Genomic DNA, 23,767 nt, shown 5'->3' with positions numbered 1-23,767 from the left:
TTCCGGCGACCGATCGCGGGCATTAGGCAGCAATGGAAACCCTGCCCCGACTTCGGCGCGCCGAGCACCGGATCGTGAAAATTCAGCGACGGGTGTGGCTGGCTCAGGTGTTGATGTGGCCGACGATCATCGTCGGGGCCGTGTTGTCAGCCGGCGCGCTGGTGTGGTTCCTTCGGCGCCGTTCCACGGGTGGCCGGCACGAGATGCCGGATCTCGCCGGCGCGCATGAGGCTAGTGGCTGACTAGCTCCGGGTGGAATGTGGCTGCCATTCGGCGCATTCCATCGCGCCAGTCGACGGTCGTGGTTCCGATGAGCTCATGCATCTTGGTGACGTCCAACGGATTCCCCCGCAGCGTCTGGTCGGTCTCCTCGAACACCGGTTCCTTGCCTGCGAGCGAGCCGAGGTAGGTGCACCACTCCTGCAGGCTGACGAACTGGTCGCCGCCCCAGTTGACCGTCGTCACCGGAACCGACGCCACCTCAAGCAGTTTCGGGATCATCGCGATGATGTCGTCCTCGTGGATGGGGTTGTAGACGGCCGGCCCGCCACGCGGAACGGGGATGGGCATGTCGCCCAACATCATGTCCATGTGGAAGAGTGGCCAGCCACCGTTGTTCCCGTAGGGGACGTTGAGGCGCGCAATGGTGGCCGGCACGCCGAGGGCGCGGGCCATCGTGGCCACGACAACTTCCCCGGCGATCTTGGTGATCGAGTACGTGGGAAGCATGGGCTTGTGGTTGTCGCCGAGAACGCTGCGTTCGGTGCGGTGTTCGTCGCCTGGCGGGTCGTAGACGGCTCCGGATGAACAATGCAGGAATGCTTTCGTGTCTCGGCAGTGCGCCATGAGAAGGCCGGCAGATTCGGCGTTGGCCGCGATGTCCTTGTCCCACCGACCGCTTTTCGCGACACCCAAGTTGAGGACGTAGTCGAAGTCCGACGGGATCCCCGTGAAGTCTCCGGAAGCCATGTTGACGGCCTCGCATCGCACGCCGGCTTTTTCGAGGCGTTCCCGGGCCGCCGAGTCGGTGAAGCGGGCGATGCCCCACACCTCGTTGTCGGCCGCCAGGGCCAGGGCAATAGGGACGGCAACCTGGCCGCTGACTCCGGTGATCAAGATCTTGGATCCACGCATCGGCTGATGGTAGGCAGCCGAGGCGTTCGTGACAGCGATTTGTCCTGAAGTGCGGGATGCTGCCGCTACGGCATGAACTGGCCAACGTCGTCGAGCGAGGTGTCCCGCGTCTCCCGCATGATCAGCAGCGCGATGCCGGTCAACGCCGCAGCCGCCAACAGGTACACGCCGACCCACGCCACGCCGTGGGAGGTGGCCAGCCAGGTCGCGACGAACGGTGCGATCGCGGCGCCGAGGATGCTCGAAGCGTTGTAGGCGATCCCAGACCCGGTGTAGCGCACATTGGTCGGGAACAACTCAGGCAGGACGGCGCTCATCGGACCGAACGTCAACCCCATCAGCGTCATGCCGATAACGAGGAAGACGAGCGTCGACGTCGTCGTCGCCGCATGAGGATCCAGCAGCAGCCCAAAAGAGCCGCCGTACAGCATGATTCCGACGGTCACCACGAGCAGCGTGACGCGGCGTCCGAACTTGTCGGCCAGGAAGCCGGTGACGGGAAGCATCGCGGCAAAGAACAGCACCGAGATCAATTGCAATTGGAGGAATTCCAGGTAGGGAATGCCCAATCCGCCACCGTTGGACGCCTTCTTGCCGGTGCCGAAGCTCAGCGCCCAGGTCGTCACGATATAGAACAACGTGTAGGTGGCGAGCATGACGAAGGTGCCAATGATCAACTGTCGCCAGTGGTTCCGGAACACCTCGGCCACTGGTGTACGCACCCGCTCACCGCGTTCGACCGCGCGGGCGAACACCGGGGTCTCGGTGAGCCGTAGCCGAACGTAGAGGCCGATGGCCACCATCACGGCGCTGAGGAGGAACGGGATGCGCCACCCCCAGGTGAGGAACGGACCGTCGAGGTCAGGGCTGGCGTTGTTGTGCCCGAGCCACAGCACCAACAGGAGGAACACCCCGTTGGCCAGCAGGAAACCGAAGGGGGCACCGAGTTGTGGCCACATCGCCGCCCAGGCCCGTTTCCCGGGTTTCGCGGTCTCGGTCGCCAGGAGTGCGGCGCCACTCCACTCCCCGCCCAACGCGAGGCCCTGGCTGAACCGCATCACCGCGAGCAGTGCGGGGGCCAGCAGACCAACTTGGTGATAGGTGGGAAGTAGGCCGATAAAAAACGTGGCGATGCCCATGACGAGAAGCGATGCCACCAGCGTGGTCTTGCGACCGATGCGATCACCGAAGTGTCCGAACAGGATCGACCCGAGCGGGCGCGCGACAAAGGCGAGCCCGAACGTGGCCAGCGACGCCAGAAGTGCGGTGGTCGGGTCGCCCTTGGGGAAGAACAGATGCGGAAACACCGTGACCGCCGCGGTGGCGTAGGCGTAGAAGTCGTAGAACTCGATGGTGGTGCCGACCATCGAGGCGATGACAATGCGGCTGCGGGGCACGCCGTCGACCAGATCGGATGCGGGTGTGGTCACGGGTGAACATCCTCGCAGATGGTGGGTAGTGAGCCGCTTGAGCCACGGTTGCCCAACAGTTTCAACTACCGCACGATGGGTACCTGAGCATGATCCGAACGGAGCCATGAGTTGAACGCCCGAATCTGTCTGCTATTTTTTGCCGCTCTGCTTGTTGCGGCACCGCTATTCGCACCTGGTGCTTCCGCCGAGACGGTCCCGGGCGCGGACGCCGCCATCGCCAAAGCCGAAAGTGCGCTCGGAACAGACCAGTTCGGCCCATACGGATGCGAGGCTTTCGTGGCCTACGCGTACGGCGTGCCGCAGGCTCAATTCGGTTGGGACGGCGCCGCCGAAACCATGTATCAAACCCTCCTTCGACAGGGGCAGATACACACCGGCATGGATGCCCCGCGGGGCGCCCTTGTCTTCAGCACGACCCCGTACGGCGCGCACATTGACATTGCCCGCGGTGACCGGACATATGTCTCCGGCGGTGTCCAAGGACTCAAGCGAGGGTACGGCGACGGGCACAACATCCAGATTCTGCCGAGCCCCAATGTGGGGTCCGGCTGGCTTTACCGGGGCTGGAGTCTGGGCTACCCCCAATAACTTCCGATCCCCAGCGCCTCACACCAACGCCGAAGCGCCAGCCGGCCCCTCCCTCATCAGGGACCGACTGGCGCTAAGGGGTCACACTTACTTGCTGGCCTTACCGCTCCTGCCGGACTTGGCCGACGAGCCCTTCTTGCCTGCGCTGGCCTTCGAACCGTGACCGCCGTTGGATGACGACCCCGCCTTGGTGTCGCTCGACGAGGAATCGGAGCCGCCGGTGGCCGATTCGGTCACCGGGGCGGCCTTGGTGCTACTCGTCGTGGAACCGGTACTGCCGGTGGCGGATTCGGTCGCTTCAGGATCGGCTGCGGTGGGCTCAGCCGCGCCCTCCGACGCCGCCTTGGTGGCACTACGAGCCGGCGCCTTGCTGAGAGCCGCCGGGGCGGTCGACAGGGTGACCGTCTTGGCTGCGGCACGGGTGGCCGCCGCCGCGGGCGGCGGGGTGGCCCCGATGGCTTGGGCGATGACGTCCCGCAGCGCGATCAGGCTGGCGATCGGTCCGCTGGCCAGGAAACCGAAGTCGGGGCTGTAGGGCGTCAGCAGGCCCGGGGCAGGCAGGATTCCGAGGACCATGCCCGAACCGTTGAGGAAGCCGTTGACCAGATTCGCCGGGAGATTTACCAGAGTGTTGATGACGGCACCCGGGTCGTTGGCGACGACTCCGTCGTACACATCCTGCAATCCCTGAACGCCGGCGTTGATCGTCGACAGCAGCGGGAACGTCATCGGCAGAATTACCTGGAACACCGTGTTGGGCAGTGTGGCGAAGGCCTTCGCGAAGTTGTTCACCGTATTGACCAGTGGGACCGTCGAATCGGAGACGACCGTAACGAGGTTCAGCGCGAGCGGGACCACGATGTTGTTGTTGATCGTGTCGAACGCACCCGTGATGTCGCCGCTCTGGAGCTGGCCGCGAGCGGTATCAAACGCACCCGGGGCACCGTCGAAGATCAGCTTGAGGTTCGCCGCGTCGTTGTGAAGGGCCGTCTGCAAGACCTTCAGGCTGGCGATCTGGTTGGCGACGATCTGGCTGAGGATCGGGGCGGGACTGTCGGCGATCTGCTGGCCGATCGCGCCGAGATTTGCTGCAGAGGTCTTAAAAACTTGAATCCAATTTTCGATCGGGTTTACCGCGGCGCTGAGCTCGACGCCAACCGACGACACCGTGCGCTGCATCGCGTGGACGTCGGGCATCGGTGCTAGCGGCGAAATCGCAATAACACTCGCTCCCAAGAGCGCGACACCAGCGGTGGCGTACGGACGAACAGCGACGTTCATGACTCTCCTTTGGCTGACAATTGCCCCCCGGATGTCAAAAGCTACCGCACCTTACTCGTGAGTAAGAAGCGATTTTGGAAACTTTCTTGCGGCCCGCAAGCATCCCAGGTAGCTGGGCTAACATCCGGATGCCTGCGTCGAAAGCACTGTTCACGTCGCTATTGGCAGCTTCTGGACGTTGCCGGCCGGTGAACCGCCGGGGGGTGATCAGCTACCGTTTCCGACTCGTGATCTTACCTGTGAGTAAGATAACGAGTTTGCTGGGACTGTGCCGTAAGTTACTTTTCGGTACCATAACTGCGCTTATGTAAATTTCGGGCTGTTTGCGCGCTTGGTCGACAGCGCGGCGGCCGCTGCGGCCGCCGCTGGGTTGCGCCCGAAACGGGGGCGAGCCTCTGAGCCCCCTCGACCCCGGCCATCGTCTCGGACGACATGCACGTATCAGCAAGTTTGCTGAGCGGCCAAAAAATTTATGCGCACCAGTGCTGGCGCGCGGACAGCTTGACGTTCAGGTCGGGAAGTCGAGGACCAGCGCGCCGTTCGTCTGGCCAACCGAGTCGACCGCAAGCAGCGGGGTGGAGTACGCCTTGAAGGCATCGTGCACGGGATCGAACGGGTAGGTGAAGGGTCGTCCGATGTAGTACTCATAGTCGGCGCGGCTTGAGAAGGTCACGATGAAGACCTGCTCGAATCCCCCGGTGAGCCCCTCAAGAGACCGCGTGCAGTCACCACCGACGATCGAGACCACGTAGCGCTGGCCGTCGCGCAGACACTGGTCCTGGAGTGCCAGGAAGCGGTTGAGCACCTCGGTCCTCTGCTCGGCGGTGACCTCAGGCCGGTACCGGAACGCCACCACGTGCTTGATCTCCGAGGAGGGGTGATCGTCGCCTTTGGCCAGTGGCGTCCCCAGCGAAGCGAGAGCGGTGAGCGCCACCGGCGTGGCGATCGCCATCCGACGCGAGACCCGGCGTGTGGGAGTGCGCTCGTTCGGCCGGTCGATCGTCACGATTGCCACCTTCGCGTCACGGTGGCCTCGCGCACCGATCCGCGAAGCGTAGACGGCGGTGGCGGGGCGGGTCGGGCTAATCGGTCAGCCCGCCCACCTGCGAAATAGGATCACGTACCAGCGGACTCGGCCAACGCCTCCACCGCATAACCACCCATGAACTCGATGGGGACGCCGCCCATTGTGCAGAAGAACAGCTCAACCCCGGGCACCCCCGCGTCGAAAACGGTGATGTCGGAGGCGAATTCGCCCGCCTTTTCCTGAACCGCCGCGAATTCGTCGGTCAAGAATGACAGCGCCGCAAGCCCTTCGGGCGCCACGTGTCGAAGGTGCTCCGGAACGTCGAGCACCTCGATCAACCCGGCTGTGCCACTGCCCAGAATGGTGACGTCGGCGCCATCGGACGGCGGCCACTTGAGCGTCGCCTCGAGGACCTCTCCGGGCACACGGAATTGCGCCTGCACTGCCATGCCCGCAACATCGGTGAGGAACTGGATGAACGTCGCCGCCGAGTGACTCCGCATGACAACGTGGTGCAACTGACTCGACACGTAGGCCTCTTCTTGGGGTATCCGATTCCGGCTTTCCGGCAATATCAACTACTTGCGAACTGATCAAGCGTAGTTGTACGTTCCCACTCGACGCCCGGAATCCGGGAGACGGCGCCAGGCGCGGCTCGACGCCAACCGAAAGGAGTCCGACCCATGACATCGCGTGAGCTGCCGTATCCGCTCTTCGACGCCGACAACCACCTCTACGAGACCAAGGAGGCGCTGACCAAGTTCCTCCCCGAAAAGTACCGTGGCGCAGTCAAATACGTCGAGGTCGACGGCCGCACGAAGATCGCGATCCGGGGCCAGATCAGTGAGTACATCCCGAATCCGACATTCGACGTGGTCGCCCGCCCCGGAGCGTTGGAAGGCTATTTCAAGGACGGCAACCCCGAGGGCAAGAGCCGTCGCGAGATTTTCGGCAAGCCCATCCCGTCGATCCCCGCATTCCGGGAGCCCGCCGCACGCCTGGAGTTAATGGACGAGATGGGCATCGCCCAGAGCCTGATGTTCCCGACCTTGGCCAGCCTCGTCGAAGAGCGCATGCGTGACGATCCCGAACTGATCCACGCCGTCGTCCACTCGCTGAACCAATGGCTGGACGAGACATGGTCTTTCAACTACCAGGATCGGATCTTCACCGTCCCGGTCATCAGCCTGCCGATCCTCGACAAGGCGATCGAAGAACTCGAGTGGTGTGTCGAGCGAGGCGCCAAGGCGATTCTGGTCCGCCCCGCGCCGGTACCCGGATACAAGGGTTCACGGTCGTTCGCCATGCCGGAGTTCGACCCGTTCTGGAAGCGCGTCGTCGAGCTGGACGTGCTGGTCACGATGCACTCCTCGGACAGCGGGTACGCGCGCTACACCGCCGATTGGGAGGGCAGCACCAGCGAAAAGCTGCCCTTCAAGACCAACACGTTCGCGATGGTGTCCTCATGGCGCGACATCCAGGACTCTGTGGCGGCGTGGGTGTGCCACGGCGCACTGTTCCGGTTCCCCGAGCTCAAGATCGCGGTCATCGAGAACGGCGCCACGTGGCTCGCGCCGCTGCTCGACATCATTGCCGACGTCTACAAGAAGGCGCCAGAAGGCTTTCCGAGCGATCCGGTGGCCGCGATCAAGCGCAGCATCCATGTCAGTCCATTCTGGGAAGAGGACTTGGCCGCGCTTGCCGAACTCATCGGCGTCGAGCGAGTGCTGTTCGGTTCGGACTTCCCCCATCCCGAAGGCCTGGCCGAGCCGGCTCGCTATGTCGACGAGCTCAAGAACATGCCGTTGGAAGCCCAAAGGCTCATCATGGGCGGCAACCTGGCGCGGCTGATGTCGGTATGAGCCGCTCGACGGCGACCAGCTCGGCCCGACCCGCTCGCTGACCTGCACCAACGATGGTGTCTCCAGTCGGACTCGAACCGAAGCTATGCGGAAATCAAATTCATGCGTTGGGCTATCCGACAAGCTCACGCGGGCTGTGCACCGTGTCCACGAGTGCACTTCGCTGCATTTCAGACGCCATGTCTAGCACGACCAGGTTCGGCTCCGCGACGCCCCTAGTCACCGGTATCGCGCCGGTACTGCAGCGTCTGCTCGGCAGTAACTATGGTGTCGGATGACGGGTGGAGGAAGGTCGAACGAGATGGAATTGTCGCAACCGCTCGAACACGTCTTCCGCCGCACGTTGCCGCTAAAGACGTCAGGTGTCAGTTCATCGTTCGTGCTGAGCCACAGAGACCAACAGTGGCTTGTGACCGCCAATCATGTAGTCCGTTCCCGAGCGGGTCAGGACAGGACTTTCGAAGTGCAACAATCGAGCGGTCCCCCGTGGGTCGGTCTCGAAAGGCTTAGGGACACAAGCCATGCCGACGTCGCAGTATTCCGGCTCTGGAATACCGACTTCGATTCTGGGCCTCAACTTATCCCTTACGCGACAGGTGCGGAAGCCGTTTGCGCTCTTCAACCTGTGCACCTCTTGGGGTTCCCCGATCTTGGAAACCCGGCAATCTATACGTTGGAACCAGTTTCACCCAGGCTCCCACTCATCAGGCAGGCCATCGTGTCCGGGGAAGCGGACGATAACGGGATCAAAGTTTGGCTACTCGATGGGATAGCGAACCATGGAATGTCGGGAGGCCCTGCAATTATCCGCGATCAAGGGTCTGAGGAATATCGGGTCTTTGGCGTCATTAGTTCCTACGTCCCCGCAAACGCGCCGGACACGCCAGCCCTTCAAGGGGGCGGCGCGCCTCCGCATGTTGGTGTCGCTCCCCCGTCTTCGATCGACAGCTACTTCGAGACCAACTCAGGATTGGCGATCGTTTACGACATTCACCACGTCGTCGATGTAATCAATCGGTCGATAGATGGAGAATCAGCCGAATAACGGCACCACGCTAGCCGAGACAGGTGCCTCGGGCAGCTCGTCCGCGTACTGCTCAGCCGGGATCCAGTCGCCGTCCGTGTCCAACATCGGCATGTAGGACACGTGGCGAGCAGCTGGCTTACGCGCATGAAGTGAGTATTGCTCACCTGGGCGCATCACCTATACGACGCAAATCGCAGGAGCATCGCGGACCTCTTCCGCACAACGAAGGCCAACGATGCCGCGCCGCAAGCGATCACGAGCGAATCTTTTGAAGATGATTGGCTATTCGCAGAAGGACCGCGACTTGCGCAGCGCCTTCACCTGGAGGTTTCTCCGCGCACCAGTTCCCGTTAGATCGAGGCTCACGTCGGTGAACGCATGCCAGGCGCCGCCGAGAAGGGCAAGCGCAGCAAGTAAGTCTTCGACTCGCTCCGGCAGTCAGTGCCCAGGATGTTGCAAGTATGTTAGTCTGTGAATATACTTTCTACTAAGTAGATCAGGAGGTCGCCATGAGCGAACAGACGTCCACGGCTGCAACGCAGTCGAAGAAGCGCGGCGTCGCCTTTCCGCAGTTGTCGCTGCAACCCGCAGTCGAGGCGATCGTGGCGATGGGGCAACACGGCGCAGACCACAGCCAAGACGCTGCAGCCGCGTACTTAGGGCACTCGACCACGAACAGTGGCGCCTACCGCAATAAATTGGCGGCCTTACGCGACTGGGGTCTCATCAAGAGAGGCGATGCGGATCGCGTCATTCTGAGTGATCTTGCGAAGGATCTGGTGCTTGCGGCCCCAGATCATGCACTGGAACGGTCGCTGCTGTTGGCCGCCTTTGATTCCTGTCGCGTGTTCGAGCAACTGTACGAGGACAGCGCGAAAGACCTTCCTCAAGACTTGGGGCGATTCAGGACCGCAGTGGTCATGCGGCACGGGGTGGCCACCGATCAGGCCGACAGATTTCTCACAAATTTCATTGACAGTGCGGAGTTCGCCGGATTAGCCAAATTTGACGGAAATCAGGTCATTCTCCTACCACGCAATCGAGCCACTGCGCCGGAGGCACCACCGCCGTCAAAGCCAAGCGCGAGCGCGGACATTTTCAGCGGGATTTTCGACCATCCAACCGCGTCCGTGCCGCCGACGGAACTGGGGAACCAAGTGAACCGTGGAGCGGGACACGCCGAGGCGTCGACAGCTCCGCCGACTCCCATCGCGTTGCGTCAGTCGTGGCCGATTGACGGCGGGGAAATTGAGTTCGTCATTAGAACTCCGAAAGCACTGCCGCCCAGCATCTACGCGGTGATGGCAGAGATGGCCGAGGTCGCCGCGAAAATGGAGAAGCTGCTGAAGCCTGCCCCCGCCGACGATGCCACTGACGACAACGTTCCGGCGCAGTCTCCGCCTGCTGACGGCGAATAGACCGGGACCAAGGGGTGTGGAGGCGGCGATGATGCTGGCACTGGCACTGGCACTGGCTGTGCCAATAACCGCCGGCGTCTGCTTCGTCGCATACCTCGTGTTGATGGCGTTCGTCGTGATCAGGACCGGCAGCACAGAGGGGCTGAAGGACGTCGCCACCGCCATGCGCGCGTACAAGGTGCCGCTACTTGGCCGCACAGGCAAGAGGTCCACCACCGATGATGGCGGCGCGAGTTAGCTAGCGCGCAGTAACCCACCCACGCGGCGGAGTTTCCATAGCATTTTCCGACCGCCGAGCGACTGCGCGGCGGTCCGAAAATGCCTCTTTACCAGCCGAAATACCGTGCCCCCAGTGAGATTCGAACTCACACTTGGCGGATTTTAAGTCCGCTGCCTCTGCCGATTGGGCTATGGGGGCTCAACGTCGCAGCGTACTGGGCGGTAGGTCTGCCAACTCGCCACAGCCCCTCTGAAAGCGGCGTAGAACAGCGACTATGCCCGATCCCAATCTGCTCGAACTCCGAGTTCACGGGGTCAACAACACCCCGCCCGTCAGCATGCTGTTTGCAGTGCAGCAGGAATACGGCGACACGGTGGTTGGCGTCTACCGCGAGCGCCCTAACGCCGGAGTGGTCAAAGCGCTGTCGTGGGGTGGCCTCGCCCGGCTGTCGCCATTCCCACGTATTCCGTTCACCAAGTGGCTAAGCACTGTCGCGTCGGCCGGCTGGATATTCGTGATTCCATTCGGTTTGGCGAACGTCGCCTACTGGTCGCGTCGGCTGACGTTGCCCGGCGAAGGCTACAAGACAGTCCGAACCACAGCCCGGTTGACGCGCCTCTTCTCGTTGGGGCTTACCCTGCTGCTCATCTCGTCGGTCTGCTCCGTCAGCCTGGACATGGCCGAAAGCCGCATACAGGAGTTACTTGCCGCGGGATCACTACCCAGATGGCTTGGGCTGCTTAACCATACCGACGTCGGGGACAGACTGGCGATCCTGTCCCTGGCTCCGGTATTGGTGATTCTGCTGCTGTGGATCCTCGCCAATCGGACCCGCGTCCGCTACGACCAGGGCGTTAGCCTTCCGCCCGTCGACGACAGGAAGGCGCACTGGAAGTTCGGAACCCGAAGTTTCTGGGACAACGCGGATCTGTCGGCTCACAACGCGGGCGTTCACACGGCAGCCGGGTTGGCGCTGAGCCTGCTATGGACGGGACAGTTCTGGCGGGGCGAACATACTCGCTTCGGCGGGGGCGTCATCGGTCTGTCGATCGTGATCCTTCTGGCCTGCATTGGTCTGACCGTGACGACGCCGATGGCCACCGAAGACGATGCGATCCGCAGGAGCAGGCGATGGTTCACTCGCGCGCTCGAGATCGGCACCGCGGTAGCCTTTTCGGTTCAGCTAGTCGCACTCATCTGCTGGCACTCGCCGTTGATAGAGCCCCAGCCGTTGGCCATGTTCTCCTTCGTGCCGGCTGCCATCGTGTATGCGCTCCTCGCACTGGCTATCTCTGCACTGGGCTGGCGGTCGCAAAGGCTGCCCGCCTACCTCGTCGCGACGAGCCTGATCATCATCGGCATCGCCGCGTTGGTCGCCGAGCGGTGCCACTGGATCCCAGCTCGCGATATCGCATGTGTCGACCGCGCACTGATCATCCTGATTCCGTTGGTTGTCATCGCGTGGGCGTGTTGGCTCCGTTGGCACGAACGCAGAAGGGTCGCAGAGGCGTGGCGCGGTGCCGCACCTGGAGTGCTGATGGTCCTCGCCTTGTTCGCGGCAATCCTGTTGTCCACGGTGTTCGTCATCGTGGCCGCGGCACTTCTCGGCGACGGCAAGATCAAGATAAGCGAAAGCGAATACCTAACCGCGCCACCTATTTACTTGAGCTTCGCCACCATGCTTATCCCGGCGATCGTCACACTCGCGCTCCTCATCGCCGTCGCTTGGGTAGTAATCGTGTGGCGCTGCCGTGTGCCTGTCGAATCAACACTTGACAAGTTCACGCAGCCTGACGAAAAGGACATGGCTTGCTGCGCAAAGGCTTTTGACGAGTCACAACTTCCCGGTACGCGAGAAAGCTTGTACTGCCGTCGCTGCCGCACCCGCAGGGTAGCTTCGCTCCTTCACCGTGCCGAACCGATGGGGGCTTGCCTGGCGACAATTGCCGCCGTGGCGATCATCGGCGGTCTCGCCGTTGCGGTCCTGCTGAACGACCATCCGGACTATCAGAACGCAGCATCGTTCTCCTGGCTCCAAAAATACGGAGTCGGAGCGGCCGTGCTCGTCGGCACCGTCATCGTCGGCCACGGCGTAGCCCACGGCCGACCGCTCGGCATTGTGTGGGACCTGATCTGCTTCCTGCCCCGTGCCGCACACCCGTTCGGCCCACCCTGCTATGCCCAGCGCGCTGTTCCCGAGCTTCACACCTATTGCCGTGCGTGGTTGGAGTCACCGACGCCGGGCGCGAACGACGCACCGCCTCGACGCTTGATCCTGTCGGCACACAGTCTCGGCGGCGTCCTCTCGGTAGCCGTCATCCTCTTGCTATCCGACAATACAAGGACCGTATTGCGCTGGTGACCTACGGCTGCCAGCTGCGCGCATACTTCAGTCGGTTGTTCCCCGAGTTGCTGGGTCCGCAAATCCTCGGTGTAACGGACTCGAGCCCAGCCCACCTCTTGAAGTGTCCGACCTTCCCGCCCGACCCGGAGCCAGTACGTGCGGAGCGCGAGTTTCCTGCCTCCGTGCTCCAAACCCTCAGTAGCGAAGGAAAGCCGCGCTGGATCAACCTCTGGCGCCCAACCGATTACCTGGGCTTCCCGGTTTACTCCCGTCAGCCGAACAACCTGGTGGACCAGCCCGCCGATGAGGTAACCGCCGAGAAGGCTGATGAGGGCAAGATCGTCGACGCTCTCACCGATACCGATGTGCGAGCGCTCAACCCATCGGAGCTCGCGGACGCGCAGCTGGAATTCAAGCCGCGCTGGATCGTGCAGGTCGACACCCACAGCGATTACTTCCGGGCCCGCCAATACCCGCTTGCCATAAACGCTCTCGCGGAGAGTCTCCACAGAGCGACACCCCGGGGGAAGGGGCCACCCGGGGTGTCGCGAGCTGAGATTTAGGCGGCGACTGCCTCCTTCTGCTCACGCGACGTGCCGTCGTCGAGCATCGTCACCTCGTCGAACGGGTCGCGACCGGACAGCACCTCACCGACCTTGTCCATATCTACCGTCTTGGTCCACGAACCGACCAGCAGGGTGGCCACCGCATTACCCGAGAAGTTGGTCACCGCCCGCGCTTCGGACATGAACCGGTCGATCCCGACGATCAGCCCGACCCCGTCGAGCAGCTCCGGCCGATGTGCCTGCAGTCCGCCGGCCAGCGTCGCCAGCCCGGCCCCGCTCACTCCGGCCGCGCCCTTGGACGCCACGATCATGAACACCAGTAGCCCTAGCTGCTCGGCCACCGACAGCGGGTCGCCCAGCGCGTCGGCGATGAACAACGATGCCATCGTCAGATAGATCGCGGTGCCATCCAGATTGAACGAATAGCCCGTCGGCACAACAACACCCACGGTGCTCTGCTGCACCCCCAGGTGCTCCATCTTGGCTATCAACCGCGGCAGCGCCGACTCCGACGACGACGTCGCGAAGATCAGCAGGTACTCCCGCGCCAGGTAGCGCACCAGCTTGAAGATCGACACCCCCGACACCATTCGCAGCAGCGTTCCGAGCACTCCGAAGACGAACACCACACACGTCAGATAGAAGCCGAACATCAGCGTCAGCAGATTCGTCACCGCGCTCCAGCCGGTCAGGCCCACCACGTTGGCCATCGCCCCGAACGCGCCAATTGGCGCCAGCCACAAGATCATTGACAGGACCTTGAACACCAGCCGCTGCAGGTGCTCCACCCCGCGCAGGATCGGCTCACCCTTGGTGCCCATCGCCTGGATCGCGAACCCGACCAGCAGCGCCACGAACAATCCTTGCAGCACATTGCCGTCGGTCAGCGACGAGAACAGCGACGTCGGGATGATGTGCTGGACGAAGTCCATCAAACCGCCTGACTTGTGCGCGGTTTCGGCCAATTCCGCACCCTTGCCGGCCACCGACTCCGAGAGCTTGAGACTGCTACCGGGATGCAACAGGTTGCCGACCAGCAGGCCGATGCCGAGTGCGACCGTCGACATCACCAGGAAATAGCCGAAGGCCAGCCCGCCGACCTTGCCGACGGTGGCGGCCTTGCGGACCGATCCGATGCCCAGCACAATCGTGCAGAAGATGACCGGGACGATCATCATCTTGATCAGGCTGACGAACATCGTCCCCAGCACGCCGACTTCCTTGCCGACTCCTGGGGCGACCAGGCCGACAACGACGCCGCCCACGACCGCGACGATGACAGCCAGGTACAGCCAGTGCGTGCGATCCTTGCGCTTGGGCGGCGTCGGTTTGTCGTCGCCCCCAGAACGATCCACAACCGTGGTCATGAGCGGTTTCCTTCCGGTCAAGCAGCAATAGGTCTGTAAGGATGGTTTACCCCGACGTGACGCAGGTCACGCTTTAGTTCATTACGTTCAGAGGTGAGCAGTGGCTGTACTCCCCCGCTCGCTGGCCGGACAGGCCTTCGCGCTGCAGGCCGCGGTCATCGTGCTGGTGGTCCTCGCCGCCAGCGCGCTGGCGCTCCTCGACGTCAAGCGCCAGGGCGACGACGCCGCTCGCCAGCAGGTCACCGCCATCGCCGTCGCGCTGGCCGACTCCCCCTCGACCGCGACGGCCATCGAAAACGGGGACGCCGCGCAGGTGCTTCAACCGGTCACCGAGGCCGTCCGTACCAGCACCGACATCGCGTTCATCACGATCATGGCCCCCGACCGCACCCGGTTCACCCACACCAACCCCGACCAGATCGGCCAGAAATACATCGGCACCATCGACCCGGCTCTGCGCGGGGAAACCTACACCGAGATCTACACCGGCACCCTGGGTCCGTCGGTGCGCACGATCGCGCCGGTACGCAACGCCAACGGACAGGTCATCGGCCTGGTCGCCGCCGGCATCACCACCGAGAACCTGGCCGCGCGCTGGCGTTCGCAGTGGCCGATGATCGTCGCGGTCGGCGTCGGGGCACTGGCCCTGTCCTTCGTCGGCATCTGGGCGATCCGCCGGCGGATCCTGCACCAAACCCACGGGCTTGCCCCCGACGAGCTGCGGGTGATGTACGACCACCACGATGCGATCCTGCACTCGGTCTCCGAGGGGCTTATCGTCCTCGACCGCAACGGGGTGGCGCTGGCCAACGACGAAGCCCGCCGCCTGCTCGCGCTGCCGTCGGGTCCCATCACCCGTGCCGACCTGCCAGAGTTCTTGCGCGGCAACGACCCCGGTGTGCGCGACGAGGTCCGGCTCACCGATGACCGGGTGCTGGTGGTCAACCGTTCCCAGGTGAGCGCCTCGGACTCCGAAGTCGTCACGATCCGCGACCGCACCGAATTGCAGGGCGCCCTTGGCGAATTGAGCTCCCTGCAGGGGTTCACCGATTCGTTGCGGGCGCAGGCTCACGAGTCGGCCAACAAGCTGCACACCGTGGTGACACTGGTCGAGATGGGCCGCCCCGAGGAGGCGGTCAAGTTCGCCACCCAGGAGCTGGCGTTGTCCCAGCAGCTCGTCGACAGGGTCTCCGACGCCGTCGGCGAACCCGCGCTGGTCGCCCTGCTGCTGGGCAAGACCGCCGAGGCCGACGAACGCGGTATCGAGCTGACCATCACCGAGGAGACCCACCTGCCCGCCGAGGCTCTGCTGAATTCGCAGGAGATGGTCACCGTGCTGGGCAACCTCATCGACAACGCCATGGACGCCTGCGACCGCGACGACCCGTGGATCGAGGTCACCGTCAACCAGAACACCGAAGGGCTGCAGATCCAGGTCGCCGACAGCGGGCCGGGCATGGACCCCGAAACTTTCCAGCGCGCCAGGCAGCGCGGCTATTCGACGAAATCCGATGCCGACGCCGGTCACCAGGGACTTGGGCTGGCGCTCGTCGCACAGATCGTCAACCGCCACGGCGGCACCCTGAGCGCCGACCTCACCTACGGCTCGGTGGTGACGGTGACCATCACATGATCAACGTCCTGATCGTCGAGGACGAGCCGCTCATCGCCGAGGCGCACCGCACGTATCTCACCCGGCTGCAAGGATTTACCGTCGTCGGGCTGGCGCACACCGCCCGCGACGCAATGCGCATCGCCTCCGAGGCTGAGTCCCCCGTGGACCTGGTGCTGCTCGATCTCGGTCTGCCCGACGCCAGCGGGATCGCGCTGGCGTCGGCGCTGTCCGGGTTGCGGCCCGCGCCCGACATCATCGCGATCACCTCCGAACGCGATCTGGAGATGGTGCGCGCCGCGGTCGCCCACGGTGCGCTGGCCTATCTACTCAAGCCATTCACGTTCGCCGCGTTCCGGGACCGCCTCGAGCGCTACCGCCGCTACCGTGAGGCGCTGCCGGCCGGGACCGACGCCGCCAGTCAGGCCGAAGTCGACCGGGCGCTAGGCGAACTGCGGATCAGCACCGACAAGTCCGTGGCCCCGAAGGGCGCGGCACCGGCCACCACCGACGAGATCGCCCGCGCGGTGCGTGATCGCGCCGACGGGCTGACCGCCGACGAAGCCGCCAAACTGGTGGGGGTATCTCGGGTGACGGCCTGGCGCTACCTGGAACGACTGGCCGACGACGGCACCGTCACCCGCGTCACTGAATACGGCAAGACCGGCCGGCCCAGCACCCGCTACCAATGGCGTTGACGCCCATCGAGTCAGACCACAGATCGTATTTGGGAGACAAAAAGCGATCTGTGTTCTGACTCGATGCGCTAGTCGTCGAAGTCCGTCGACACCGACAGCTCGCGCCAGGTCTTCTGCTCGGCAGCCACGAACTCCAGCTTGCCGGCGACCATTCCGAACGAATCGCTGCCCAGCTGAATCCGCAGCGGCGGCTTCTCAGTGCCACCCAGCTGGAGGATCGCCGTCACGGCCTTCACTGGGTCGCCGGGTTGGTTGTGGTTGGCCGAGGCCGCATGCGCCCGGACCACACCCGCCGTCTCGGCGTAGTCGGCGATCTCGCCGTCCTCCGTGTGCAGGCTGGAGGCATCCAGGAAGTCGGTGCGGAAATATCCGGGCTCCACAATCGTCACCGAAATACCCAGCGGTCCAACCTCATCGGCGAGCGCTTCGGAAATCCCCTCCAACGCGAACTTGGTGGAGCAGTAGATCCCCCACCCCGCCGAGCTCCGGAAGCCGCCGATCGACGACAAATTGATGATGTGGCCCGACCGCTGCGCACGCAGTGTGGGCAGCACCGCGCGAAGCACATTGAGGACACCGAACACGTTGGCGTCGAAGACACCGCGGACGGCCGCGTCGCTGGCTTCCTCGACCGCTGACAGGAGCCCCCGGCCGGCATTGTTGACGACGACATCGATCCGGCCGAAGCGCTCGACCGCCGCCTCGACGGCCGCCACCGCGGCCGCTTCGTCAGTCACGTCGAGCGCGACCGCCAGCAGCTGATCGGCCGCGTCCGGGAACTGCTCCGTGATGGTCTTCGGATCGCGCGCCGTTCCGACAACCTGATGACCCGCAGCCAGGGCCTGCCGAACGATCTCCGCACCGAAGCCCCGCGAGGCTCCTGTCACAAACCACACGCTCATGGGCACTATCCAACTACATCGAACGTGGCCTTTGAAGACCCTTGCGAACCCGGTCAACGCGTTACTAGGATGTCCTAGTATTCAGCCGCCAGGTCAGCCAAGGGGCAGTCATGAGCACAACCATTCAGCACTTCATCGACGGTAAGCGGAGCAACCTCAGCAGCACGCGCACCGCCGACGTCCTCAACCCCAGCACCGGCGAGGTGCAAGCCCAGGTGCTCCTGGCGTCGGCCGCCGACGTCGACACCGCGGTGGCCTCCGCCGTCGAGGCGCAGAAGGAATGGGCCGCCTGGAACCCTCAGCGCCGGGCCCGCGTCCTGATGAAGTTCATCGAGTTGGTCAACGCCAACACCGACGAGCTCGCCGAGCTGCTGTCGATCGAGCACGGCAAGACCGTCCCCGACTCCCGCGGTGACATCCAGCGCGGCATCGAGGTCATCGAGTTCGCGATCGGCATCCCGCATCTGCTCAAGGGTGAGTTCACCGAGGGCGCCGGCGGCGGCATCGACGTTTACTCGATCCGCCAGCCGCTCGGTGTGGTCGCCGGCATCACCCCGTTCAACTTCCCCGCGATGATCCCGCTGTGGAAGGCCGGCCCCGCCCTGGCGTGCGGCAACGCGTTCATCCTCAAGCCTTCCGAGCGCGACCCCTCGGTGCCCGTGCGCCTGGCCGAGCTGTTCCTGGAAGCCGGTCTGCCCGCGGGTGTGTTCCAGGTGGTGCAGGGCGACAAGGAAGCCGTCGACGCGATCCTGGCCAACCCCGACGTCAAGGCCGTCGGCTTCGTGGGTAGCTCCGATATCGCGCAGTACATCTACTCGACCGCCGCGGCGAATGGTAAGCGTTCGCAGTGCTTCGGTGGCGCCAAGAACCACATGATCGTCATGCCCGACGCCGACCTGGACCAGGCCGTCGACGCGCTGATCGGCGCCGGCTACGGCAGCGCCGGCGAGCGGTGCATGGCCATCAGCGTCGCGGTGCCCGTCGGCGAAGAAACCGCAAACCGGTTGCGCGCCAGGCTCGTCGAGCGGATTAACGGCTTGCGCGTCGGCCACAGCCTTGACCCCAAGGCCGACTACGGCCCACTGGTCACCGGTGCCGCGCTCAAGCGGGTCCGTGACTACATCGAGGCCGGTGTGACCGCCGGCGCCGAGATCGTGGTCGACGGCCGCGAGAAGGCCAGCGACGAGCTGACTTTCGACGATGCGAGCCTGGAGGGTGGGTTCTTCATCGGTCCCACCCTGTTCGATCACGTCACCACCGACATGTCGATCTACACCGACGAGATCTTCGGCCCGGTGCTGTGCATCGTGCGCGCCCACGATTACGAAGAGGCCCTGCGGCTTCCTTCCGAGCACGAATACGGCAACGGCGTGGCGATCTTCACCCGCGACGGTGACGCGGCCCGCGACTTCGTGTCCCGGGTGCAGGTCGGCATGGTCGGTGTCAACGTGCCGATCCCGGTTCCAGTGTCCTACCACACCTTTGGCGGCTGGAAGCGTTCCGGCTTCGGCGACCTCAACCAGCACGGGCCGCACTCGATCCTGTTCTACACCAAGACCAAGACCGTGACAGAGCGGTGGCCCTCGGGTATCAAGGACGGCGCCGAGTTCGTCATCCCGACGATGCAATGACCTTCCTGACGCTCGAGGACGACGAACGCGTCATCGCCGAAACGGCAGCCGCGTTCGCCGCCAAGCGCCTCGCGCCGTACGCGCTGGACTGGGATCACTCCAAGGAGTTGCCCGTCGACGTGCTGCGCGAGGCCGCCGAGCTGGGGATGGCCGCGATCTACTGCGCCGAGGATGTCGGCGGCAGTGGGCTGCGCCGCCTCGACGCCGTACGGATCTTCGAGCAGCTGTCATCCGCCGATCCCGCACTGGCGGCGTTCATCTCGATCCACAACATGTGCGCGTGGATGATCGACACCTACGGCACCGCCGATCAGCGCAAGTCGTGGATTCCGAAGCTGGCCTCGATGGAGGCCATCGCCAGTTACTGCCTCACCGAGCCCGGCGCGGGATCGGATGCGGCGGCGTTACGCACCAAGGCCGTCCGCGACGGCGACCACTTCGTGCTCGACGGGGTCAAGCAGTTCATCTCAGGGGCGGGCACCTCGGACGTGTACGTCGTGATGGCGCGCACGGGCGCCGACGGCCCACGCGGAATTTCCGCGTTCGTCGTCGAAAAGGGCACGCCGGGGCTGAGTTTCGGCGCCCAAGAGGAGAAGATGGGCTGGAATGTGCAGCCCACCGCCCAGGTCATCCTGGAAGGCGTGCGGGTGCCGGCGGACGCGATGCTCGGCGGCGCCGAGGGCGAGGGCACCGGCTTCGGCATCGCAATGAGCGGCCTCAACGGCGGCCGCCTCAACATCGCGGCCTGCTCGCTGGGCGGCGCCCAGACCGCCTACGACAAGGCCGTGGGCTATCTGGCCGACCGGCAGGCCTTCGGCGGAGCGCTGCTGGATGAGCCCACCATCCGGTTCACGATCGCCGATATGGCGACCGCGCTGGAGACCTCGCGGCTGATGCTGTGGCGGGCGGCCATCGCCCTGGACAACGACGAGCCGCACAAGGTCGAGCTGTGCGCGATGGCCAAACGGTATGTCACCGACTCCTGCTACGACGTGGCCGATCAGGCGTTGCAGTTACACGGCGGGTACGGCTACTTGCGGGAGTACGGGATCGAGAAGATCGTCCGCGATCTGCGCGTGCACCGAATCCTGGAGGGCACCAACGAAATCATGCGCGTGGTCATCGGGCGGGCTGAGGCCACCCGGGCGCGCGCTACGGCATGAGGCAAAGGAGCCTACGCATGACGACGATCGCGTTCCTGGGGCTGGGCCACATGGGTGGGCCGATGGCGGCCAACCTCGTCAAGGCCGGCTACACCGTGCGCGGCTTCGATCCCGTGCCCGCGTTGCGCGCGGCCGCCGAGGAGAACGGTGCGACGGTGTTCGACGCCGGTGCCGCCGCGGTAGCCGACGCCGACGTCGTCATCACCTCGCTACCCAACGGGACGATCGTGAAAGCCTGCTATGCCGAAGCACTTCCGGCCGCCAAGGCGGGAACGCTGTTCATCGACACGTCCACCATCTCCGTCGACGATGCCCGTGACGTCAACGCCCAAGCCACCGCCGCCGGGATGGCGCAGCTCGACGCCCCGGTCTCCGGCGGTATCAAGGGCGCGACGGCCGGCACGCTTGCCTTCATGGTCGGCGGCGAGGCCGACGCGTTGGAGCAGGCGCGTGCGGTGCTGGATCCCATGGCCAGCAAGGTGATTCACTGCGGGTCGTCCGGTGCTGGGCAAGCCGCCAAGTTGTGCAACAACATGGTGCTCGCGGTGCAGCAGATCGCGGTGGGTGAGGCGTTCGTATTGGCCGAGAAGCTCGGCTTGTCGGCGCAGTCGTTGTTCGACGTGATCACCGGGGCAACCGGCAACTGCTGGGCAGTGCACACCAACTGTCCTGTGCCAGGCCCAGTTCCGACGTCGCCAGCCAACAACAACTTCCAGCCGGGATTCGCTACCGCGCTGATGAACAAGGACCTCGGGCTGGCGATGGCGGCCGTGTCGTCGACCGGTGCGACCGCGCCGCTGGGCACGCACGCCGCCGAGATCTACGCCAAGTTCGCAGAAGAGCACGCCCACCTGGATTTTAGCGCGGTCATCGACACCCTGCGCTAGAAGTCTCCCGCGTGGTGGCGCAGCGTCTCGATCGATGCCACCAGCGCACGCGCTTCCTGCGCGGACACCCCGACATCGGCGAACACCTGATCGTTGAGCGTCGCGGTGGCGTCCTCCACGGTCGAGCGGCCGATCTCAGTGATCTCCACCAGCGTGGTGCGCCCGTCGGTGGGATGCGGCACCCGCTTAACCAGTCCGTCGGCCTCCAGCCGGCGAATGGCATGCGTGACGCTGGTGACATGCACCTGCAGCCGGTCCGAGGCCTTGGTGATCGGCAGCGCACCGGTCCGGCTGAACGCCAGCAGCCGCAGCAACTCGAACCGCGAGAAGCTCAGATCGTAGGGCCGCAGCGCATTCTCCACCCGGGCCAGCAGGATCTGGTGGGCCCGCATCACCGAGGTCACCGCCACCATGCCCTCGGCGACATCACCCCAGCCGGAGCGCTCCCAGTTTCGGCGCGCCGCAGCGATCGGGTCCGGTTTGTCGGACGGGATTGAATCGGCAGCCATCCGCCCATTCATACCGCATCCGGGTACCGCCGTAGGGCACTACCGCCGGTCCGCCACCGCGGCCAGCACCGCGCGCGTCGACCACCGGTCCCCCACCGTGATTCGCACCCCGCCGTCGGTGTAGTGCCGGACCCGCAGACCGGCCGGGTCGAACACCTCCTGCCAGGGCTTGCCCGCCGGCGGCAGGTACACGAAGTTGGCATGCCCCTCGGTGACGTACACACCCATGGCGCGCAGCCGCATCCGCAGATACCGCCGCTCGTCGGCGATCACCCGAATACGCCGCAGCAGCTCACGTTCCGCGTCGTAGGACGCCGCCACGGCCACCAAGCTGGTGTTGTCCGTCCCGAACGGCAACTGCATCCGCCAGAGCCTGGCGGTCAGCTCGGTAGACCCGAACCCGTAGCCGATACGCAAACCGGCCAGCCCGTAGGCCTTGGAGAACGTCCGCAACACCAGCACATTCGGATACCGCTGGATCAGCGATAGCCCGTCGAGCCGGAGTGCGGGCGCAACGAACTCGATGTACGCCTCGTCAAGCAGGACGATGGTGTCGCTGGGCACCGCGGCCAGGAAGCGCTCGACCGCGGGCGCCGACTCCAGCGTCCCGGTCGGGTTGTGCGGCCGGCACAGCACTACCACCTTGGCGTTGCCGGCAGCCTCGGCCAGGGCGTCCAGGTCGTGGTGGCCGTATTCGTCGAGCGGCACCATGATCGGTTGCAGCCGGGCCATCTCCGCGAAGATCGGATAACCGTCGAAGGTCGGTGTGGCCATGGCGATCCGGTCGCCTGGCTCGGTCATGGCGTGCAACAGCTGCATCGCGACACCGGTAGCGCCCGGGCCGAGCACCACCTGTTCCTCGGTCAGGCCGATCCGGGAGGCGATCAGTCGCCGCAGCCGCTTGGGCAGGAACTCCGGATACCGGTTGGCGGAGTCGATCGCGGCGATCAGGGCCGAACGCACCGCGGGCAGCGGCGAGAACGGATTCTCGTTGAGCGACAAGGCCAGTGGATCGACGGCGTCGGGCAGCGCGGCGACGGTGCCATCGACGACCCGCATCAAGGGTTGCATCAGGCGGCCCTCCCGCCCCATCGGACGGCAGCCGCTCCGGCGAAATCGCCTGCGTGGGCGAACGCGGCCATCAGGATGGTGTCGCCGGCCGAGACCCGCCCGTCGGTTATTGCCCGGTCGAGATTGATCGGGATGCCCGCACCGAACAGGTTGCCGTACTGATCGAATGTGTCGACGTGCCGTTCGGCGGGCAGCTCGAGCGCTTCGCGCCAGTTGCGCAGGAACACTCGGTTGGGCTGATTGGAGACGAACAGGTCAACGTCACGCGACTTCAGCCCGAGGCGATGGCATACCTCCAGTGCGACTTCCGGGACTTGCCGGTTACCCCGGGCCAGCACCTTGGTGATCTTCGATTCGGTGAATCCGATGTAGCCCTCGGCGGACCCGGGCTGCCACCATTTGCGCGGCGGATCGAACGTGATCGTCATATCGCCGGCGAATTCGCCGTAGGTGCGGGTTTCGATGTCGAGGATCGGGGACTGGTCCGACACCGCGACGAGGCCGACGGCCGCGCCGTCGCCGGGCACCGCCGCCTGGGCCTTGCGTCGCACGGTCGGCTGATCGAAAACCTGGCCGGCCGCGTTCTGCGCGATCGCCACCAACGCGGTGTTTCCCGCGCCCGAGGACAGCAACTGGCGGGCCACCTGCAGTCCGAGCACGAATGCCGCGCAGCCGCCGTTGTGCAGATCGAGCACCCAATTCGGGCGCATACCAAGCCGATGCGCGATCGCCCCGCCGCCGCCGTAGAACGGCATGTCCGGCATCTGGGTGTGGGTGATCAGAATGTCGGCACCGGCGACGACGTCTTCGCCATGCCGCTCGATCAGCCCGGCGGCGGCGCGCTCGATCATGTCGGTGGCGGTCTCGTCGGGGGCGATGTGGTGGCGGAACTTCGGCGCCCGGAACATCAGGTTGTCGCGCAGTTCGTCGGAGTCGGCGAACTGGGCATAGTAGTCGGCGGGGATCGGGTCGCCGGGCAGGTAGCTCGAGACGTCGATCAGGCTGACATTGGATTGGCTCATGGCAG

23 protein-coding genes and 1 tRNA gene are annotated in these 23,767 nt (G+C 64.7%); 13 read left to right on the top strand and 11 right to left on the bottom strand.

Annotated elements, in window-relative coordinates; translation table 11 throughout:
- The first annotated feature begins 32 nt into the window (after nt 1-32).
- Complete coding sequence (locus tag SLQ31_RS18410) at nt 33-242, top strand: hypothetical protein (RefSeq protein WP_319435442.1); 210 nt, start codon at nt 33-35, stop codon at nt 240-242.
- Here SLQ31_RS18410 and SLQ31_RS18405 read toward each other — a convergent pair.
- Nucleotides 232-1,134: an NAD(P)-dependent oxidoreductase gene (locus tag SLQ31_RS18405; protein WP_319435441.1), complete on the bottom strand. Its 903-nt coding sequence runs from the start codon at nt 1,132-1,134 to the stop codon at nt 232-234. The genes SLQ31_RS18410 and SLQ31_RS18405 overlap by 11 nt on opposite strands.
- A 65-nt stretch (nt 1,135-1,199) precedes the next feature.
- Nucleotides 1,200-2,564 (bottom strand): MFS transporter, encoded by a 1,365-nt coding sequence (locus tag SLQ31_RS18400; RefSeq protein WP_319435440.1) that lies wholly within the window; start codon nt 2,562-2,564, stop codon nt 1,200-1,202.
- A gap of 279 nt (nt 2,565-2,843) precedes the next feature.
- Between SLQ31_RS18400 and SLQ31_RS18395 the strand changes: the two genes are divergently transcribed.
- Nucleotides 2,844-3,155 carry a hypothetical protein gene (locus SLQ31_RS18395; protein WP_319435439.1) on the top strand — a complete coding sequence of 104 codons (312 nt, stop codon included), beginning with the start codon at nt 2,844-2,846 and terminating at the stop codon, nt 3,153-3,155.
- Nucleotides 3,156-3,242: 87 nt separating this feature from the next.
- On the opposite strand, the gene SLQ31_RS18390 is transcribed toward SLQ31_RS18395, so the two are convergent.
- From SLQ31_RS18390 to SLQ31_RS18380, 3 genes are all read right to left on the bottom strand, one after another.
- The gene (locus tag SLQ31_RS18390; RefSeq protein ID WP_319435438.1) at nt 3,243-4,352 is read right to left on the bottom strand and encodes a hypothetical protein; all 1,110 of its coding nucleotides are present in this window, start codon (nt 4,350-4,352) and stop codon (nt 3,243-3,245) included.
- Nucleotides 4,353-4,944: 592 nt separating this feature from the next.
- Nucleotides 4,945-5,442 carry a Dabb family protein gene (locus SLQ31_RS18385; protein WP_319435437.1) on the bottom strand — a complete coding sequence of 166 codons (498 nt, stop codon included), beginning with the start codon at nt 5,440-5,442 and terminating at the stop codon, nt 4,945-4,947.
- Between the two features lie 110 nt (nt 5,443-5,552).
- Nucleotides 5,553-5,966 (bottom strand): hypothetical protein, encoded by a 414-nt coding sequence (locus SLQ31_RS18380; RefSeq protein ID WP_319435436.1) that lies wholly within the window; start codon nt 5,964-5,966, stop codon nt 5,553-5,555.
- A 180-nt stretch (nt 5,967-6,146) separates the two neighbouring features.
- On the opposite strand from SLQ31_RS18380, the gene SLQ31_RS18375 reads away from it, so the two are divergent.
- The 4 genes from SLQ31_RS18375 to SLQ31_RS18365 all read left to right on the top strand — a co-directional run bounded on the left by SLQ31_RS18375 (nt 6,147) and on the right by SLQ31_RS18365 (nt 10,008).
- Nucleotides 6,147-7,325 carry an amidohydrolase family protein gene (locus tag SLQ31_RS18375; RefSeq protein WP_319435435.1) on the top strand — a complete coding sequence of 393 codons (1,179 nt, stop codon included), beginning with the start codon at nt 6,147-6,149 and terminating at the stop codon, nt 7,323-7,325.
- A gap of 274 nt (nt 7,326-7,599) precedes the next feature.
- Nucleotides 7,600-8,370 (top strand): S1 family peptidase, encoded by a 771-nt coding sequence (locus tag SLQ31_RS29515; protein WP_413642431.1) that lies wholly within the window; start codon nt 7,600-7,602, stop codon nt 8,368-8,370.
- A 491-nt stretch (nt 8,371-8,861) separates the two neighbouring features.
- Entirely contained in the window at nt 8,862-9,770 is a 909-nt protein-coding gene (locus tag SLQ31_RS18370) for a hypothetical protein (protein ID WP_319435434.1), read from the top strand.
- A 28-nt stretch (nt 9,771-9,798) separates the two neighbouring features.
- On the top strand, nt 9,799-10,008 hold the full coding sequence (locus SLQ31_RS18365; RefSeq protein WP_319435433.1) for a hypothetical protein: 210 nt from the start codon (nt 9,799-9,801) through the stop codon (nt 10,006-10,008).
- 106 nt (nt 10,009-10,114) lie between these two features.
- On the opposite strand, the gene SLQ31_RS18360 is transcribed toward SLQ31_RS18365, so the two are convergent.
- Nucleotides 10,115-10,188 (bottom strand) — tRNA-Leu (locus tag SLQ31_RS18360).
- Nucleotides 10,189-10,264: 76 nt separating this feature from the next.
- Between SLQ31_RS18360 and SLQ31_RS18355 the strand changes: the two genes are divergently transcribed.
- Nucleotides 10,265-12,352 carry a hypothetical protein gene (locus SLQ31_RS18355; protein ID WP_319435432.1) on the top strand — a complete coding sequence of 696 codons (2,088 nt, stop codon included), beginning with the start codon at nt 10,265-10,267 and terminating at the stop codon, nt 12,350-12,352.
- 164 nt (nt 12,353-12,516) lie between these two features.
- Nucleotides 12,517-12,897 (top strand): hypothetical protein, encoded by a 381-nt coding sequence (locus SLQ31_RS18350; protein WP_319435431.1) that lies wholly within the window; start codon nt 12,517-12,519, stop codon nt 12,895-12,897.
- Here the strand turns inward: SLQ31_RS18350 and SLQ31_RS18345 are convergent.
- Nucleotides 12,894-14,267 carry a cation:dicarboxylate symporter family transporter gene (locus SLQ31_RS18345; protein ID WP_319435430.1) on the bottom strand — a complete coding sequence of 458 codons (1,374 nt, stop codon included), beginning with the start codon at nt 14,265-14,267 and terminating at the stop codon, nt 12,894-12,896. The two genes, SLQ31_RS18350 and SLQ31_RS18345, sit on opposite strands and share 4 nt — an antisense overlap.
- Before the next feature lie 100 nt (nt 14,268-14,367).
- Between SLQ31_RS18345 and SLQ31_RS18340 the strand changes: the two genes are divergently transcribed.
- Nucleotides 14,368-15,900 carry a sensor histidine kinase gene (locus tag SLQ31_RS18340; protein WP_319435429.1) on the top strand — a complete coding sequence of 511 codons (1,533 nt, stop codon included), beginning with the start codon at nt 14,368-14,370 and terminating at the stop codon, nt 15,898-15,900.
- Nucleotides 15,897-16,577, top strand: a complete 681-nt coding sequence (locus SLQ31_RS18335; RefSeq protein ID WP_319435428.1) for a response regulator — start codon at nt 15,897-15,899, stop codon at nt 16,575-16,577. Before SLQ31_RS18340 ends, SLQ31_RS18335 begins: the two co-directional genes overlap by 4 nt.
- Before the next feature lie 68 nt (nt 16,578-16,645).
- On the opposite strand, the gene SLQ31_RS18330 is transcribed toward SLQ31_RS18335, so the two are convergent.
- A complete protein-coding gene (locus SLQ31_RS18330; RefSeq protein ID WP_319435427.1) occupies nt 16,646-17,479 on the bottom strand; it encodes an oxidoreductase in 834 nt (277 codons plus the stop codon).
- 110 nt (nt 17,480-17,589) lie between these two features.
- Here SLQ31_RS18330 and SLQ31_RS18325 point away from each other — a divergent pair, with 110 nt between their 5' ends.
- From SLQ31_RS18325 to mmsB, 3 genes are read left to right on the top strand one after another with little or no spacing between them, the layout of a single operon-like run.
- Complete coding sequence (locus tag SLQ31_RS18325) at nt 17,590-19,110, top strand: CoA-acylating methylmalonate-semialdehyde dehydrogenase (RefSeq protein ID WP_319435426.1); 1,521 nt, start codon at nt 17,590-17,592, stop codon at nt 19,108-19,110.
- Nucleotides 19,107-20,273 carry an acyl-CoA dehydrogenase family protein gene (locus tag SLQ31_RS18320; protein WP_319435425.1) on the top strand — a complete coding sequence of 389 codons (1,167 nt, stop codon included), beginning with the start codon at nt 19,107-19,109 and terminating at the stop codon, nt 20,271-20,273. Before SLQ31_RS18325 ends, SLQ31_RS18320 begins: the two co-directional genes overlap by 4 nt.
- 17 nt (nt 20,274-20,290) lie before the next feature.
- Complete coding sequence (mmsB, locus tag SLQ31_RS18315; RefSeq protein ID WP_319435424.1) at nt 20,291-21,160, top strand: 3-hydroxyisobutyrate dehydrogenase; 870 nt, start codon at nt 20,291-20,293, stop codon at nt 21,158-21,160.
- Here the strand turns inward: mmsB and SLQ31_RS18310 are convergent.
- Genes SLQ31_RS18310 through SLQ31_RS18300 form a run of 3 tightly spaced genes read right to left on the bottom strand, consistent with a single transcriptional unit; the run spans nt 21,157 to nt 23,762 of the window.
- Nucleotides 21,157-21,654 carry a MarR family transcriptional regulator gene (locus tag SLQ31_RS18310; RefSeq protein ID WP_319435817.1) on the bottom strand — a complete coding sequence of 166 codons (498 nt, stop codon included), beginning with the start codon at nt 21,652-21,654 and terminating at the stop codon, nt 21,157-21,159. The two genes, mmsB and SLQ31_RS18310, sit on opposite strands and share 4 nt — an antisense overlap.
- 54 nt (nt 21,655-21,708) lie before the next feature.
- A complete protein-coding gene (locus SLQ31_RS18305) occupies nt 21,709-22,728 on the bottom strand; it encodes a pyridoxal phosphate-dependent aminotransferase (protein WP_319435423.1) in 1,020 nt (339 codons plus the stop codon).
- 11 nt (nt 22,729-22,739) lie between these two features.
- Nucleotides 22,740-23,762, bottom strand: coding sequence for a 3-oxoacyl-ACP synthase III family protein (locus SLQ31_RS18300; protein ID WP_319435422.1), 1,023 nt, complete (start codon nt 23,760-23,762; stop codon nt 22,740-22,742).
- Nucleotides 23,763-23,767 lie beyond the last annotated feature (5 nt).

Source organism: Mycobacterium sp. RTGN5 (genome assembly GCF_033804465.1).
In the GTDB taxonomy this organism is placed as follows: Bacteria; Actinomycetota; Actinomycetes; order Mycobacteriales; family Mycobacteriaceae; genus Mycobacterium.
This window is presented reverse-complemented; position numbering and strand designations above follow the sequence as displayed.

Bases quoted from the DNA above. Each gene is read 5' to 3' on its own strand.
- SLQ31_RS18325 (WP_319435426.1), top strand. From the start codon at position 17,590: ATGAGCACAACCATTCAGCACTTCATCGACGGTAAGCGGAGCAACCTC.
- SLQ31_RS18330 (WP_319435427.1), bottom strand. From the start codon at position 17,479: ATGAGCGTGTGGTTTGTGACAGGAGCCTCGCGGGGCTTCGGTGCGGAG.
- SLQ31_RS18370 (WP_319435434.1), top strand. From the start codon at position 8,862: ATGAGCGAACAGACGTCCACGGCTGCAACGCAGTCGAAGAAGCGCGGC.
- SLQ31_RS18410 (WP_319435442.1), top strand. From the start codon at position 33: ATGGAAACCCTGCCCCGACTTCGGCGCGCCGAGCACCGGATCGTGAAA.
- SLQ31_RS18365 (WP_319435433.1), top strand. From the start codon at position 9,799: ATGATGCTGGCACTGGCACTGGCACTGGCTGTGCCAATAACCGCCGGC.
- SLQ31_RS18320 (WP_319435425.1), top strand. From the start codon at position 19,107: ATGACCTTCCTGACGCTCGAGGACGACGAACGCGTCATCGCCGAAACG.
- SLQ31_RS18335 (WP_319435428.1), top strand. From the start codon at position 15,897: ATGATCAACGTCCTGATCGTCGAGGACGAGCCGCTCATCGCCGAGGCG.
- SLQ31_RS18345 (WP_319435430.1), bottom strand. From the start codon at position 14,267: ATGACCACGGTTGTGGATCGTTCTGGGGGCGACGACAAACCGACGCCG.
- SLQ31_RS18375 (WP_319435435.1), top strand. From the start codon at position 6,147: ATGACATCGCGTGAGCTGCCGTATCCGCTCTTCGACGCCGACAACCAC.
- SLQ31_RS18405 (WP_319435441.1), bottom strand. From the start codon at position 1,134: ATGCGTGGATCCAAGATCTTGATCACCGGAGTCAGCGGCCAGGTTGCC.
- SLQ31_RS18300 (WP_319435422.1), bottom strand. From the start codon at position 23,762: ATGAGCCAATCCAATGTCAGCCTGATCGACGTCTCGAGCTACCTGCCC.
- SLQ31_RS29515 (WP_413642431.1), top strand. From the start codon at position 7,600: ATGACGGGTGGAGGAAGGTCGAACGAGATGGAATTGTCGCAACCGCTC.
- SLQ31_RS18305 (WP_319435423.1), bottom strand. From the start codon at position 22,728: ATGCGGGTCGTCGATGGCACCGTCGCCGCGCTGCCCGACGCCGTCGAT.
- SLQ31_RS18355 (WP_319435432.1), top strand. From the start codon at position 10,265: ATGCCCGATCCCAATCTGCTCGAACTCCGAGTTCACGGGGTCAACAAC.
- SLQ31_RS18390 (WP_319435438.1), bottom strand. From the start codon at position 4,352: ATGCCCGACGTCCACGCGATGCAGCGCACGGTGTCGTCGGTTGGCGTC.
- SLQ31_RS18380 (WP_319435436.1), bottom strand. From the start codon at position 5,966: ATGCGGAGTCACTCGGCGGCGACGTTCATCCAGTTCCTCACCGATGTT.
- mmsB (WP_319435424.1), top strand. From the start codon at position 20,291: ATGACGACGATCGCGTTCCTGGGGCTGGGCCACATGGGTGGGCCGATG.